Origin of the sequence: Nonomuraea sp. NPDC049269 (assembly GCF_043197155.1) — a bacterium.
Lineage (GTDB): Bacteria > Actinomycetota > Actinomycetes > Streptosporangiales > Streptosporangiaceae > Nonomuraea.
Genome location: NZ_JBICSO010000001.1, coordinates 1,431,980 through 1,446,426 on the forward strand (window position 1 = coordinate 1,431,980; position 14,447 = coordinate 1,446,426).

13 protein-coding genes and 1 riboswitch are annotated in these 14,447 nt (G+C 70.5%); of the genes, 10 read left to right on the forward strand and 3 right to left on the reverse strand.

Annotation, left to right across the window (positions count from 1 at the left end):
• Positions 1 to 50: 50 nt before the first annotated feature.
• The 3 genes from ACGFNP_RS06535 to ACGFNP_RS06545 are packed head-to-tail and all read left to right on the forward strand — an operon-like array spanning position 51 to position 4,317.
• Positions 51 to 2,090 carry an N-acetylneuraminate synthase family protein gene (locus ACGFNP_RS06535; RefSeq protein ID WP_393315560.1) on the forward strand — a complete coding sequence of 680 codons (2,040 nt, stop codon included), beginning with the start codon at positions 51 to 53 and terminating at the stop codon, positions 2,088 to 2,090.
• Positions 2,091 to 2,101: 11 nt separating this feature from the next.
• A complete protein-coding gene (locus ACGFNP_RS06540; RefSeq protein ID WP_358326641.1) occupies positions 2,102 to 3,082 on the forward strand; it encodes a glycosyltransferase family 2 protein in 981 nt (326 codons plus the stop codon).
• Positions 3,079 to 4,317: an alpha-2,8-polysialyltransferase family protein gene (locus tag ACGFNP_RS06545; RefSeq protein ID WP_358326638.1), complete on the forward strand. Its 1,239-nt coding sequence runs from the start codon at positions 3,079 to 3,081 to the stop codon at positions 4,315 to 4,317. Before ACGFNP_RS06540 ends, ACGFNP_RS06545 begins: the two co-directional genes overlap by 4 nt.
• An 88-nt stretch (positions 4,318 to 4,405) precedes the next feature.
• Here ACGFNP_RS06545 and ACGFNP_RS06550 read toward each other — a convergent pair whose 3' ends face one another.
• Both ACGFNP_RS06550 and ACGFNP_RS06555 read right to left on the reverse strand, forming a co-directional pair.
• Positions 4,406 to 5,572, reverse strand: coding sequence for a DUF6716 putative glycosyltransferase (locus ACGFNP_RS06550; protein ID WP_393315564.1), 1,167 nt, complete (start codon positions 5,570 to 5,572; stop codon positions 4,406 to 4,408).
• 110 nt (positions 5,573 to 5,682) lie between these two features.
• On the reverse strand, positions 5,683 to 6,627 hold the full coding sequence (locus ACGFNP_RS06555) for a hypothetical protein (protein ID WP_393315567.1): 945 nt from the start codon (positions 6,625 to 6,627) through the stop codon (positions 5,683 to 5,685).
• 95 nt (positions 6,628 to 6,722) lie between these two features.
• On the opposite strand from ACGFNP_RS06555, the gene ACGFNP_RS06560 reads away from it, so the two are divergent.
• The 4 genes from ACGFNP_RS06560 to ACGFNP_RS06575 all read left to right on the forward strand — a co-directional run bounded on the left by ACGFNP_RS06560 (position 6,723) and on the right by ACGFNP_RS06575 (position 9,894).
• Positions 6,723 to 7,550 carry an aldo/keto reductase gene (locus tag ACGFNP_RS06560; protein WP_358326628.1) on the forward strand — a complete coding sequence of 276 codons (828 nt, stop codon included), beginning with the start codon at positions 6,723 to 6,725 and terminating at the stop codon, positions 7,548 to 7,550.
• 19 nt (positions 7,551 to 7,569) lie between these two features.
• Complete coding sequence (locus ACGFNP_RS06565) at positions 7,570 to 8,523, forward strand: Gfo/Idh/MocA family protein (RefSeq protein ID WP_393315570.1); 954 nt, start codon at positions 7,570 to 7,572, stop codon at positions 8,521 to 8,523.
• Positions 8,524 to 8,641: 118 nt separating this feature from the next.
• Positions 8,642 to 8,778: riboswitch (cyclic di-AMP (ydaO/yuaA leader) on the forward strand.
• A 12-nt stretch (positions 8,779 to 8,790) separates the two neighbouring features.
• Positions 8,791 to 9,471, forward strand: a complete 681-nt coding sequence (locus ACGFNP_RS06570; RefSeq protein WP_358326622.1) for a CHAP domain-containing protein — start codon at positions 8,791 to 8,793, stop codon at positions 9,469 to 9,471.
• A gap of 258 nt (positions 9,472 to 9,729) precedes the next feature.
• On the forward strand, positions 9,730 to 9,894 hold the full coding sequence (locus ACGFNP_RS06575; RefSeq protein WP_214641500.1) for a hypothetical protein: 165 nt from the start codon (positions 9,730 to 9,732) through the stop codon (positions 9,892 to 9,894).
• 104 nt (positions 9,895 to 9,998) lie between these two features.
• On the opposite strand, the gene ACGFNP_RS06580 is transcribed toward ACGFNP_RS06575, so the two are convergent.
• Positions 9,999 to 10,904: a hypothetical protein gene (locus tag ACGFNP_RS06580; RefSeq protein ID WP_393315574.1), complete on the reverse strand. Its 906-nt coding sequence runs from the start codon at positions 10,902 to 10,904 to the stop codon at positions 9,999 to 10,001.
• 136 nt (positions 10,905 to 11,040) lie between these two features.
• Here ACGFNP_RS06580 and ACGFNP_RS06585 point away from each other — a divergent pair, with 136 nt between their 5' ends.
• From ACGFNP_RS06585 to ACGFNP_RS06595, 3 genes are all read left to right on the forward strand, one after another.
• Positions 11,041 to 11,481 (forward strand): YciI family protein, encoded by a 441-nt coding sequence (locus ACGFNP_RS06585; protein WP_393315577.1) that lies wholly within the window; start codon positions 11,041 to 11,043, stop codon positions 11,479 to 11,481.
• A 42-nt stretch (positions 11,482 to 11,523) separates the two neighbouring features.
• The gene (locus tag ACGFNP_RS06590) at positions 11,524 to 12,765 is read left to right on the forward strand and encodes an RNA polymerase sigma factor (RefSeq protein ID WP_393315580.1); all 1,242 of its coding nucleotides are present in this window, start codon (positions 11,524 to 11,526) and stop codon (positions 12,763 to 12,765) included.
• 326 nt (positions 12,766 to 13,091) lie between these two features.
• Positions 13,092 to 14,432 (forward strand): extracellular solute-binding protein, encoded by a 1,341-nt coding sequence (locus ACGFNP_RS06595; RefSeq protein ID WP_358326611.1) that lies wholly within the window; start codon positions 13,092 to 13,094, stop codon positions 14,430 to 14,432.
• Positions 14,433 to 14,447: the final 15 nt, after the last annotated feature.

The window sequence follows — 14,447 nt, forward strand, 5'->3', positions numbered from 1 at the left end:
ATCCGCGCCTCTAGCTTCGGGATGCCACCCGTTAGCACTGAGGAGTCACGTTGCGAGTCCTGGCCGTTGTTCCCGCCCGCGGAGGTTCCGCAGGCGTTCCGTTGAAGAACCTCGCGCCGGTCGGCGGTATTCCCCTGGTCACCCGTGCCGTGCGCGCTTCGCTGCGCAGCGAGCTGATCGACCGGGTCGTGGTCAGCACCGACCACGCGGGGATCGCCGAGGCCGCCAAGGAGGCCGGCGCGCTCGTCGTGGACCGTCCCGAGGAGCTCAGCGGCGCGACCGCCTCCAGCGAGTCGGCGGTGTTGCACGCGCTCGACGCGCTCGGCGAGGACCCCGAGGTGGTCGTCCTCGTACAGTGCACCAGCGCGTTCATCGACTCCGACGACCTGTCGGCGGCCGTGCGCAAGGTGCTGGACGGCGAGGCTGACACGGTCGTGTCCGGCCTGCCCACGCACGAGTTCCTCTGGACCGCCGCCGGCGGCGGGATCAACCACGACCCCGCGATCAGGCAGCGCAGGCAGGACCGCGAGCCGCAGTTCCGCGAGAACGGCGCCTTCTACGTCATGCGCACCTCCGGGCTGCGCGAGCACGGCCACCGCTTCTTCGGCACCGTCGCCGTACAGCCGGTGCCCGTGCGCCACGCGATCGAGATCGACGAGCCCGAGGACCTGGAGCTGGCCCGCGCGCTGGCCCCGTTCGTGGACGTGCCCGAGCCGATCGACGTCGACGCGGTCATCACCGACTTCGACGGCGTCCACACCGACGACCGCGCCTACGTCGACTCCGACGGCCGCGAGATGGTGCTGGTCAGCCGCTCCGACGGGATGGGCATCGCGCTGCTGCGCCGCTCCGGGGTGAAGGTGCTGGTCATGTCGACCGAGCACAACCCGGTCGTGGCGGCCCGCGCCCGCAAGCTGGGCGTCCCCGTGCTCCAGGGGCTGGCCGAGAAGCGGGTCGTCCTGCGTGACTGGCTGACGATCGAGGGCCTGGACCCGGCCCGCGTCGCCTATGTGGGCAACGACGTCAACGACCTGGGCCCGATGGCCGAGGTGGGCTGGCCGATCGCGGTGCCCGACGCGCACCCGCGGGTACGCGCGGCCGCCAGGGTCGTGCTGTCCAGGCCGGGCGGCGACGGAGCGGTCCGCGAGCTGTGCGACCGGGTCGTGGCGGCCCGGCCCGAGACGCCCTCCGCCCCCGAGGTCAAGCCGCGTCCCAGGTTCGGCCCGGTGGCGGTCGGCGAGGTGCTGGTCGGCGACGGCGAGCCCGTCTACGTCATCGGCGAGATCGGCATCAACCACAACGGCGACCTCGACCTCGCGCGCCGGCTCATCGACGTGGCGGCCGACGCGGGCTGCCAGGCGGTGAAGTTCCAGAAGCGCACCCCGGCGATCTGCGTGCCCGAGGCGCAGAAGAGCCAGATCAGGCAGACGCCCTGGGGCGAGATGACCTACCTGGAGTACAAGGAGCGGACCGAGTTCGGCCACGACGAGTACCGCCAGATCGCCAAGTACTGCGACGAGCGCGGCCTGCACTGGTTCGCCTCGCCGTGGGACGTGCCCTCCATCGACTTCCTGGAGGAGATGGACGTCGTGGCGCACAAGGTGGCCTCGGCCAGCGTCGCCGACCACGAGCTGCTCCGCGCCCTCGCGGCGACCGGCAAGCCGATGATGCTGTCGACCGGCATGTCCACGCTCTCCGAGATCGACCAGGCCGTCGAGATCCTCGGCACCGACAACCTGATCATGATGCACGCCACCTCCACGTACCCCCTCCCGCCGGAGGAGGCGAACCTGCGCACGATCACCACCCTCAAGGAGCGCTACGGCGTGCCGGTCGGCTACTCCGGCCACGAGCGCGGCCTGCAGATCTCGCTGGCCGCGGTGACGCTCGGCGCGGTCTGCGTGGAGCGGCACATCACGCTCGACCGCACCATGTGGGGCTCCGACCACGCCGCGTCGCTGGAGCCCGCCGGCCTGGAGCACCTGGTACGCGACATCCGGATCATCGAGCAGGCGATGGGCGACGGCGTCAAGCGCGTCTTCCCCGGCGAGGAGGCGCCCAAGGCCCGCCTGCGCCGCGTCACCGTCTGACGAGCGCCATCTTGATCACTCTGTCCGTCATCGTTCCTGTGCGTGACGGCGAGCGTTTCATCGCCGACGCGCTCTCCTCGCTCCGCCGCAACGCCCGGCCCGACTTCGAGTTCATCGTGGTCGACGACGGGTCGGTGGACGCCACCGGCGACATCGTCGAGGACTTCCGCGCCGACCTGCCCGGTCTTGCCGTGCTGCGCAATCCGGCGCCGGTCGGCCTCGCGGACGCCCGCAACACGGGGCTGTCGGCCGCCTCGGGCCGGTACGTCACGTTCATGGACGGGGACGACTGGCTCGCCCCCGGCTATCTGCCCCAGCTCGTCGAGGCCATCGACGGGCTCGGCTGCGACTTCGTACGCGCCGACCACGTGCAGGTCGAGGGCCGCAAGCGGGTCGTGCACCGCGCCCCGCTGGCGCGGCGGGACGCGGTGCTCGACCCCCGGGACGCGATCCTGCCCGCGAACGTGCGGACCATGGTCGACTACCCCTACGCGTGGGCCGGCGTCTACCGGCGCTCGCTGCAGGACCTGCTGCACTTCCCCGGCTCGCTGCACACCGCCGAGGACCGCCCGTGGATCTGGCGGCTGCACCGGGAGGCGGCCACGTTCGCGGTGGTGTCGCTGGCCGGGGTGTTCTACCGGCGGATGGTGTCGGGGTCGCTCACGCGGGTGGGCGACGAGCGGCAGCTGCACTTCTTCGACGCCTTCGAGCTGGTGTTCAAGGACCTTGAGGAGGAGTTCCTGCCGAAGGCCGTACGCAACTTCTGCGCGCTGCTCGCGCACCACCTGGAGATCGCCGACCGCTTCACCCCGCAGTTGCGCGCCCGCTTCGAGGAGCGCGGCGCGGAAATGGTACGGGCGCTGCCCACCGCCCTGGTGGCGGACGCGGTGGCGCGCATGTCCGTGGACCGCGAGGCCACGCTGCGGGCGCTGCTGCCCGACCTCCCCCCAAGCCCCCACGTCCGGCTCCGCCGTGAACGGGAGGACTCATGACCACGGTCTTCTACGCCTCGACGCTGTTCGGGGCGATGTCGCTGGCGGCCGGGATCGACGACGGCCGGTTCGCCGAGGGACGCAGGGTCCTCATCGTGTCGAACAACGCGGCGATCCCCGAGGTGACCGTCCCCCTGGACCGGACACCGGGCTTCGCCGTGCTGCGCTCCCGCTTCGACGCGATCCACTCGTGGAACGAGCTGATCGCGCCGCTGCACCCGTCGGAGTGGAAGGCCCGCGTCATCGAGGTGCCGATGATGGAGCGGCTGATCCGCTCCCAGCTCGCGCTCGACGACGTGGAAGAGCTGGTGCTGGAGTCGATCGCGGTGCCGCCCGCCCGGACGATCGCCGGGCTGGTGCGCGACTGCCCGATCACCGTCTACTCCGACGGCCTGATGAGCTACGGCCCGACGCGCGACCCCCTGCCCGCCGAGATCTTCCGCCGCATCACCCGCCTGCTGCACCTGGACCTGGTGCCGGGGCTGGAGCCGCTCTTACTGAGCGAGTACGACGTGCCGGCCTCGCTCCTGCCGGACGAGGCGTTCCTGTCGGTGCTCCGGCAGGTGGCGACGACCGCGCCCGACATGCTGGCCGGGCAGGCGATGATCCTCGGGCAGTACCTGTCGGCGCTGGAGATCGTCACACCGGAGGAGGAGGCGGCGCTGCACGAGTCGATGCTGCGCGGCCTGGTCGCCCGCGGCTTCTCGAGCGTGGTGTTCAAGCCCCACCCGGCGGCCGGCCGCAGGCACGCCCAGTTGCTCAGGGCCGCCGCCGAGCCGCTGAACGTGCGGCTGACCGTGGCCGATGAGAGCGTACCCGCCGAGGTGTGCTTCTCGGCGCTCCGGCCCGAGCTGGTCGTGGGCTGCTTCTCGACCGGCCTGGTCACGGCCGGGCGGTTCTTCGGGCTGCCGGTGGCCTCGTTCGGCACCGAGCTGGTGCTGGAGCGGCTGGCCCCGTACGAGAACAGCAACCGGGTGCCCGCCACGATCGTCGACGCGCTGCTGCCCCGCATGTCGGTGGACGGCACCATCGAGCCGGCGCCGCGCGGCTACCTGCGGGAGCTGGTGCGGGCGGTGGGCTACTGCATGCAGGCGGAGACGTATCCGGAGCTGCGGCCGGTGGACTTCGACTTCGACCCGCGCTACTTCAAGCGCAAGCGGCTGGAGACCCTCGACCTGACGGCCAAGCCCACCGCGCTGACGCGGCTGCGCCGGAAGATCAAGTCGGCCATCTGAGGGGCGCCACCCGGCAGGGCGGGCGGCGCCCCGCCCTGCCGGGGCACGCCCCGCCCTGCCCGGGGCAGCTCATCCCGAGGGCACCCCTTTAGGACAGCGCCCGCAAATATCGGCGCATCCGCCGCTTTGCCCGGTAACCGGCACGTAGCACGGTGGGGTGCACGTCCAGGCGCATCCTGGCGCGGCGGCGGGCGGCGGCGTGCTCGGGCCCGTCGAGCAACGACCTGGCCGGGACCCGGGGGCCACCGGTCACCAAGCCGCCCAGCAGGCCCACCCAGTCGTTGCGATCCATCGAGTGGAAGTAGTTGGCCGCGCACCACCCGGCGTCGGCGGCGCGGAAGCCGCCCGTGGCCAGCTCGTCGAGCGTGCCCAGCAGCCCACTGCCCTCGAACACCAGGTTGATCATCTCCGCGCTCACACCGAAGTCGCTCAGCACCAGCAGCGGCACGTCCTGCGCGATGGCCTCCAGCGCCGCCGTCGAGCTGACCGTCACGAACCCGGCCGCCTGAGCGAGCTGGTCGTGCATCGAGCCCGCCTCGAACGCCACCCGCCCCGGCTCGCCGAGCTCGCGCCAGAGCCGCTGGTAGTGGTGGCGTTCGTTGTGCGTCTGCCGTTCGTCCTCCAGGGCGCGCAGCTTCACCACCACGTCCAGGTCCGGCCGGCGGGCGGCCAGCTCGGCCAGCGACAGCAGGATGCGTTCGCGGTCCTCGCGCTCACGCGGCACCTTGGCCTGGGTGGCGAACACCACCCGGTTCCCGCCGCCGCGCACGGCCCGCGGACGCAGGAACGGCAGCCGGGCCAGCCCGACCGCCCCTCCCCCGCCGAGATCGGCGGCGATCCCGGCGAACTCGGCCACCTCCCGCTCGCTGTGCACCACGAACAGGTCGCAGCCGCTGCGGAACAGCCACGCCTTCTCCGTCGCGGGCACCGAGATGCCCGGCAGCCCGGTCACGAACACCGGCCGCGGCCGCAGCCCGGCGAACGCCTCGGCCACCAGCACGTCCACGACCGGCCCCGTACAGGCCACGATGATCGCGTCCGGCCGCGTACGTTCCGCCAGCCGCCGCACCGCCCGCGCCGACATCAGCGGCGGCGTGGGACGGTCGCCCACGGCGGCGGCGATCTGCTCGGGCGACGGCGCGATCGGCGTGCGCACCACGACGAGCTCCGTCTCAGAGCCGGGAGGCAGGTCGCCGAGCAGGCAGGCCGCCCACTTCAGGTACGAGTCGGAGTCGGCCACGGCCAGCACTCTCACGCGGTCACTCCAGTCGGATACGGGTTGACGATGGTCACCCGGTTGTTCCAGTCAGATAGGGGTTGCGGCCGGTCATCAAGACGTTCCGGTCAGACGGGGGTCTGTGCCGGTCACCCGGCCACACCGGTCAGATGCGAACGCAGGGCGGGAGCCGCCCTGCTGGTCCACCAATCGTCCGGTACGTCCACCGGCTCGACCGCGACGCCGCGCGGCGTGAGCAGCACCCGCAGCGAGCTGATCGCGGTGGACGGCAGGCTGAGCACCCGCTGGCTGGGGTCGAGGCCGCGCAGCGTCAGCTCGGCCGGCACGCCGGCGTCGTACACGGTGATCCCGGGCCGCTCGCGGATGAGCGCCACGTCCGCGGGGTCCTCGCGGCGGTGCGGGAAGTAGGCGAGCGGCTCCTCGGCGGCCAGGTCCGTCAGCCAGCTCAGATAGCGGTCGCGGCGCACCAGCCCGTTCCTGACCAGGGAGGTGCCGAGCACGACGGTCCGCTCGACCGGTCCGGGACCGCCCAGCGGCTGCTCGCGCAGCCACCCGAAGTCGTGGCGGACCAGGTCGACGCCCGCCGCGCGGACGGCCAGCGCCAGCTCGTCGGACACCGGCAGCGCGGTGAAGACCGACACCCGGCTCGCGCGCAGCCTGATCGCCGCCGCCAGCCCCAGCGCCGCACGCAGCTTCCCCGGATGCGCCCGCGCCCGCAACAGCGGCTTGTACGGCCCGGCGGCCAGCAGTTCGAGCAGCCGGAGCGTGGCCAGCCCGTCATCGACGATCACGATCCGGCCCGGAAGGGACACGAGCCAGCGGAGCTGAACCCGCCCGGAGAAGGCGTCGCCGACGGCGTGCGGGGAACGCGGCATGCGCTCGCGCGGCTCGGCCAGCTCCAGCCCCTCAGGCAGCGCCAGATCGGACAGCGCCCGGCGGGTGGCCTTCAGCGCCCGCAGCCCGGCGCGCGGGACGACGGCGGTGACCGGCCCGAGCAGCCCAGCGCGGTGGGCCTCGATGGCGCACAGCATCTGGAGCGGGGACTCCACCCAGGCCGACGCCTGTTTGCCCACTCTGATCTCCCCGCGTGGTGTGGCCCATTAACGACCGCTTCAAGCTAGCCCGCCCGCCTTAAGCCGTCAGAAACGACACGTGAACAATGGAGACCATGAACTCTCTGCTCCTCAATACAGACGGCGTACAGGTGCCGCAGCTCGGGTTCGGCGTCTGGCAGGTGCCTAGCGACGTGGCCGAGCAGGTCGTGACGACCGCTCTGGAGGTCGGTTACCGCCACGTCGACACCGCCAGCGCCTACGGGAACGAGGAGGGCGTCGGCCGTGCCGTGCGCGCCTCGGGGATCCCGCGCGAGAAGCTGTTCGTCACCACCAAGCTCTTCAATCCCGACCACGGCCGGGCCGAGGAGGCGTTCGACGAGAGCCTGTCGCGGCTCGGGCTCGACTACGTGGATCTCTATCTGATCCACTGGCCGTTGCCGGAGCACGGCACGTACATGCAGGCGTGGCGCGGCCTCGAGAAGATCTACCGTCAGGGGCGGGCGAAGGCGATCGGTGTGTCCAACTTCACCGTCGAGACGCTCACCCGGGTGATCGACGAAGCGGAGATCACGCCGTCCATCAACCAGATCGAGCTGCACCCGTACTTCCAGCAACGGCGGCTGCGGGAGTTCCACGAGGCCAACGGCATCCTCACCGAGGCGTGGAGCCCGCTGGGGCAGGGCCAGGGCCTGCTCGGCGACCCGGCGCTGGCCGTGCTGTCGGAAAAGTACGGCAGGACGCCCGCGCAGATCGTGCTGCGCTGGCACATCCAGCTCGGCAACGTGGTGATCCCCAAGTCGGTCACACCGGCCCGGATCAAGGAGAACTTCGAGGTGTTCGACTTCGTCCTCGACGCCGAGGACATGGCGGCGATCGGCGCCATGAACACGACGGATGGCCGCATCGGCCCCGATCCGGACACTTTCCACTGGATGGGCTGATTCCCTACGATCTCCCCCCATGAAGAATTTCGCATGGGGTATCGCGGCCACGGGTGTCATCGCCAAGCGGGTCGGCACGGTCATCGCGGCTGAGCCGGGGATGCGGGTGGCCGCCGTCGGCTCCCGTGACCTCGGCCGCGCGCGGGCACTGGCCTCGGAACTGGGCGCCGAGTCGGCGTACGGCTCGTACGAGCAGTTGTGCGCCGACCCCGCCGTCGACGCGGTCTACGTGGCGACCCCGCACGCCCAGCACCTGGAGGTGGTCGAGGCGGCGATCGCGGCGGGCAAGGCGGTGCTGTGCGAGAAGCCGCTCGCCGCGTCCGTCGCCGACGCGGAGCGGATGGTACGCCTCGCGCGCGAGGCCGGGGTCTTCCTGATGGAGGCCATGTGGATGCGGTTCAACCCGCTGATTCAGCGGGTGGCCGCCGATCCCCGGTTCGAGGAGATCCGCTCGGTCCAGGCGTCGTTCGGCTTCACGTTGCCGTACGACCCCGCGCACCGGCTGTGGGCGCCGGAGCTGGGCGGCGGGGCACTGCTCGACCTGGGCGTCTACTCGTTCGGGCTGGCGCAGCTCCTGCTCGGGATGCCGGAGCGGGCGCACGTCACGGGCTCGCTGGCGCCCTCGGGGGTGGACGCGGAGGCGGGCGGGGTGCTGGTCTATTCGGGCGGCCGGCGGGCTCTGGTGGAGTGCTCGCTGCTGGGCCCGTACGCGAACGACGCCTACGTGGTGGGGACCGGCATGCGCGCGGACATCAAGGCCCCGTTCTGGGCGCCGGAGCGGGTCGTGCTGAGCGGGCCGTCGATGGAGACGGAGGAGCTCGTGCTCGATCCGGCGGACAACGGATACGCCGGCGAAGTCCGCGAGGTGCGGGCCGCCGTGGCCGCGGGAAGTAAAGAATCCGCGATCATGCCACTTGACGAAAGCCTTGCCATGATGGGGCTTCTGACAGATGCACGAGGGCAACTCTCCTGACCAGGAGTTTTGCTATTTGTAATCCTCTTGCCCCATGTATTACCTTGTACGACATCTAAGGCATACGTACCTGTTTGTCCGGTTCTTTGCCTGACCATCGCGCAAGTATCACAGGATCGTCCTGTGACCGCTGAATCCGCCTCGTGCGGAACCGGGGACCCATGTCCTTTGGGGTGAATCGGCACGTCAGTGCCGTAGGGCAGCTTCCACGTCCGAACCCGTCAGCTAACCCGGTAAGCGGCATGGAAGCAAGGAGAAACCCCCTCGATGGCCATGAGTCGTCTTACCCGTGCCCCCAAACTGACCTTCGCCCAGGCCGCCCTCGGTGTGGCCGTCGCGGCCGCCGCCATCGGCGGGCAGTCCACCGCCCACGCGGAGACCATCAGTTCCGGCACTCAGCAGCACGCCGCCGCGCCCGCGGACCACCCGGAGGTCAAGGTCCAGGCCAAGGCCAAGATCTCGGCCGCGCAGGTCCTGGCCCTGGCCAAGGCCCAGGTCGGCACCACCGAGGACGCCGCCGGCGGCGGCACCAAGTTCCAGAAGTGGTACATGAACACGCCGCGCGCCCTGGAGACCGTCAAGCGTGACGGCGGCAGCAGGCAGGAGTACCTGAACGCCGCCTGGTGCTCGATGTTCGTCTCCTGGGTCGGCGCGCACACCGGCGCGCGCAGCATGGTCGGCTGGGACGCCTACACCGTCGAGCACGCCCGCTGGTTCGCCAAGAACCACCGCTGGGGCCAGGCCCCGAAGCCGGGCGCCGTGGTGTTCTTCTCGTGGAGCGGCAGCAAGAGCCTGGACGACATCCAGCATGTCGGATTCGTCGTCAAGGACAACGGCAACGGTACGATCTCCACGATCGAGGGCAACACCGGCAACGGCACGGTCGCCCAGCGCGTCCGGCCGAAGTCCCAGGTGGTCGGCTACGGATACCCGAACTACACCGGCTGACGGCTACTCCCCGAGCCCTCCGGCCCGACTCTCCCCCACAAGCTTTCCTGTCGACGAGCGCGCGTCCTTTGGGCGAGCGCTCGTCGGCGTCTTCCCGGGCGTGCTGTTTCGGAACAGCCGAAAGGCCATCACGTTCCACCGAACACCGCATTATCCGGCCGTAACCCCCCAAGTTTGGGGATGTACGGGTCCGCCCGTCACCTCCAACACTGGCGATGGCCGGACAACGCGCCGGTTCTCGATACCGCAGGAGGGGACATGTCACCGACGACCCAGCAGGACAACTGGCGGTTCTGCAACAAGTGCTACACCCTTTGGTGGAACGGTCGCCCCGACAACGGGCACTGCCCCGCGGGTGGCGCCCACGAGGGGCACGGCAGCTGGAACTTCTACCTCCCGGCGAACCCCGCCGAGCATATCTGACGCAAGACCGGCCCCCACCCGGCCGATCCCCCCGCGAGGCCACGGCTTCGCGGGGAGTTCTGCGTGGGTTGCCCGCTCGCCGGGTCAGCCCAGTTGCTGGGCGTTCAGGCCGATGAGGCGTTCGCAGGCGGGGCTTTCGTCTGGGTAGAGAACCTGGATGTCGATGAGGAGGTCCGTCCCGGGGTCGACGCTGTGTCCGCCGCCTTCAGGGGAGCCGAGCAGGACGGCGCCGTCGGTGCCGTTGCGAAGGATCTCGCCCCAGACAGGCGGCGCAGCACCCGACGCGCCGCCGACGTGCCCTTCTTCTGCAGCCGTCGGCGTTGCCGGTGCCGCCGTTCCCGCAGCGCGCGGACGTGGCCGTTGCCGCCGATCGGCCCAGCCAGCGCCGGACCGGGCAGCACCACCCGATCGGAGGTGACCGCCAGGTTCGCCACGCCCTGATCCACCCCGACGAAGCCACCGACCGGCTCCCGCACCGCCGGCTTAGGCAAGGTGAGGGCGACCTGCAGCAGCCACACGCCGCGCCGACAGATCAGGTCGGCCTCACCGAGCGGCAGCGCGTCTACGGCTTTGAGGTCGTCTGGCCGGCCGGTGTAGGAGATGGTGACGCGGCCGGTGGGCGTCCACAGCGACACCGTGCGGGCGTCACGGTTCCAGCTGAGCAGCCGGGCGTCGTAGGGGACGGCGCCGTGCGGGCGGAAGATGTGGGCGCGTTTCTTGGTGGCGCGCCGGTTGGCGTAGACGCCGGCGACCCGGGCGATCGCCCGCACCGCCGCCTGCGCACCCAGCCCGGCCACCTGCGCCCGCACCTCGTAATAGGCCAGCCGATGCAACTCCAGCACGGCGAAGACACGGTGCTGCCAGGCCAGCCGGGAGACAATGGTGGCCGCCTGGTTGCACAGCAGCACCGCCGCGGCCAGCGCCTCAGCTTGGGCCGGGGTGGGCGTGAGCCGCAGTTGCACGACGGTGGGCAGGCCGTGCCGTTTGGTGGCGGAGCGGCGGATCGCCATCGCGCACCTCCTGTCACAGCGCCCTCACCCACCGCACACATTACCGAACGCGACCGAGACTTTCCATACTGTTTTCGAAAGGAGGGGTGGCGCTTCTCCTGGTCCTGAAGGACCAGGTCTCCGCGCCACAATCCAGATGAAGTTCATGATCGTAGGGAAGGCCAACGAGGCGACCGAGGCCGGGGAACTGCCCAGCCAGGAGCTCGTCGACGCGATGGGCGCCTACAACGAGAGCCTGGCCAAGGCGGGGGTGCTGCTGGCGGCCGAAGGACTGTATCCCAGCTCCCACGGGGCGCAGATCGCCTATACCAAGGATGGCAAGGCGACCGTGCTCGACGGGCCGTTCGCCGAGGCCAAGGAGCTGATCGCCGGGTTCTGGCTGATCCAGGTCAAGTCCCGGGACGAGGCCATCGCATGGGCGCTGCGGGTGCCTGTGCCCGGTGGGCATGAGGGGATCGGGCTGGACGTCTGGCAGGTGTTCGACGCGTCCGACCTGCCGGACGACTCGATGAGCCCCGAGGCGGCCGAGCGCGAGGCGCTGTTGCGGGAGCGGCTGCTGCGATCCGCCGAAGACTAGCAGCTTGCGTGATCTTGGGTCGGCTGGTCTTATGACCAGGTGATGGCTTCCGATACACACCGGGCGATCGAGACGGTCTGGCGGATGGAAGCGGCGCGGCTGATCGCCGGCCTCACCGGGCTGGTGCGCGACCTCGGTCTGGCCGAGGAGCTGGCCCAGGACGCGCTGGTCGCGGCGCTGGAGCAGTGGCCGGAGTCGGGCGTGCCGCGCAATCCCGGAGCCTGGCTCATGACCGTCGCCAAGCGCCGCGCCATCGACCTGCTGCGCCGCCGGGAACGCTACGCGCACAGGCTGACCGAGCTCGGCCGCGAGCTGGCCGAGCCGGGCGCCGAGGCCGAGCTGCCCGGCGTGGACGAGATCGAGGACGACCTGCTGCGGCTGGTGTTCACGGCGTGCCATCCGGTGCTGTCCACCGAGGCGCGGGTGGCGCTCACGCTGCGGGTGCTCGGCGGGCTGACCACCGACGAGATCGCCAGGGCGTTCCTGGTCCCGGAGCCGACGGTGGCGCAGCGGATCGTCCGCGCCAAGCGGACGCTGGCCGACAGGCAGGTGCCGTTCGAGGTGCCGCAGAGCGAGGAGCTCACCGGCCGCCTGTCGTCCGTTCTGGAGGTCGTCTACCTGATCTTCAACGAAGGCTACTCGGCCACGGCCGGTGACGACTGGATGCGGCCGGGGCTCTGCGCGGACGCGCTGCGGCTCGGCCGGGTGCTGGCCGGGCTGATGCCCAAGGAGCCCGAGGTGCACGGCCTGGTCGCGCTGATGGAGATCCAGGCGTCGCGCGCGGCGGCCCGGGTGGGCTCGTCCGGCGAGCCGATCCTGCTGCTGGAACAGAACAGGGGCCGCTGGGACCGCCTGCTCATCCGCCGTGGCCTGGACGCGCTCCAGCGGGCCGAGGACCTCGGTGGCGACCTCGGCCCGTACGTGCTGCAGGCCGCCATCGCCGCCTGTCACGCACGGGCACTCACCGCCGAGGAGACCGACTGGCGGGCCATCGCCACTCTCTACGCGGCGCTGGCGCGGATGTCGCGGTCGCCGGTCGTCGAGCTCAACCGGGCGGTCGCGCTCGCCATGGCGTACGGTCCGGCGGTCGGGCTGGAGCTGGTGGACCAGCTCGTCGACGAGCCGGCGCTCAAGGGCTACCACCTGCTGCCGAGCGTACGCGGGGATCTGCTGGTCAAGCTGGGGCGGCCGGAAGAGGCGCGGGCCGAGTTCGAGCGGGCGGCGGCCATGACCCGCAACACCCGGGAACGCACCCTGCTCCAGGAACGCGCCGCCGCCTGCTGACCCGCCCCCGGCCCGCCGTACGACCGTCTCAAGGGCCGTGACTACGAGAAAAGCCCGCAGTGGATGGGCGACATGCCCAGAAAGCAAACACAAACGAGTCCCTTGTGATGGGAGCGCTCCCAAACGGCTCTTTGCGCCCTTCATCACTAAAAATCCCTTTCTAGACCGAGAAATAGCCCCATAGGTAACGGTTGCGTTTCAGCGCATTGACGGGCAAGGGCCGCAAGTGCACCCTTTGTGGGAGCGCTCCCAAGGACTTCCCACCGCGGCCCGGAGCGTGTGCCGCGGTGCACCTCCCCACCCATTCACCCGAGAAGGGGTCCACCATGATGATCCGCAACCGTCGCGGCGGTCTCGCCGCGGCCTCGGCCCTGGCGGCGGCGGCGCTGACCGTCGCATCTTGCAGCTCCGGTGGCACTCCGGCGGCCAGCAACGCACCTGCCTCCTCAGCGGCCGCCGAACCGGTCACGATCCGGGTGCAGACTTTCGGCGGCGGCTCGAACTTCGGCTACAAGAACGCCATCACGAAGTGGAACGCCGAGCACAAGGACGTCCAGATCAAGGAAGAGCACCTCACCGACCAGTTCGAGCAGCAGTACTGGCCGCAGATGATCCAGTGGTTGCAGGCCGGCAACGGCGCGGGCGACGTGGTCGGCATCGACGAAGGCGGCATGGGCCTGGCCAAGGCGCACCCCGAGTGGTGGGCCGACCTGAAGGAATACGGCCTGGAGTCCCGCAAGGCGGACTTCCCCGCGTGGAAGTGGGAGAACGGCGCCACCGCCGACGGCAAGCTGTTCGGCCTGGGCACCGACATCGGCGGCATGAGCATCTGCTACCGCTCGGACCTGTTCAAGAAGGCCGGGCTGCCCAGCGAGCGGGACAAGGTCAGTGCCTTGTGGCCCACTTGGGACGCCTTCATGAAGGTCGGCCAGCAGTTCCAGGCGAAGGTGAAGGACACCAAGTTCGCCGACGGCACGAACACGCTCTACCAGGTGGTCCTGTACCAGGAGGCGGCCAAGAACGGCAACGTCACCTACTTCGACAAGGACAACAACCTCATCGTCGACAAGAACCCGGCGGTGAAGGCGGGCTTCGACTTCGCCACGAAGATGAGCCAGCAGGGCCTGACCGCCAAGCTGCGTAACTTCACCGACGAGTGGGCGGCGGGCACCCAGAAGGGCGCGTTCGCCACGGTCGGCTGCCCGTCGTGGATGCTCGGCGTGGTCAGCGGCAACGCGGGCGACGGCGGCAAGGGCAAGTGGGACGTGGCCGCGGTTCCCGGCGGCGGCGGCAACTGGGGCGGCTCCTGGCTGGCCGTGCCGAAGCAGAGCAAGCACCCGAAGGAAGCCGCCGCGGTGGCGGACTACCTGACCAGCGCGCAGACCGAGGCGAGCATCTTCACCGACTTCGGCAACATGCCGAGCAACACGCAGGCGCAGCAGGACTCGGCCGTGCAGAGCGCGAAGAACGAGTTCTTCAACAACGCTCCCATCGGCGAGATCTTCGCCAAGTCGGCGTCGAGCCTGCAGCCGGTCTTCCTCGGCGTCAAGCACGCCCAGGTCAAGAACGCCATCGAGTCGGTGATCCAGGGCATGGACGACGGTTCGGTCCCCTACGGCAAGGCCTGGCAGCAGCTGGTCGACGACGCGGTGAAGGCCGCGGGCTGATCTCCCTGCCCGGCC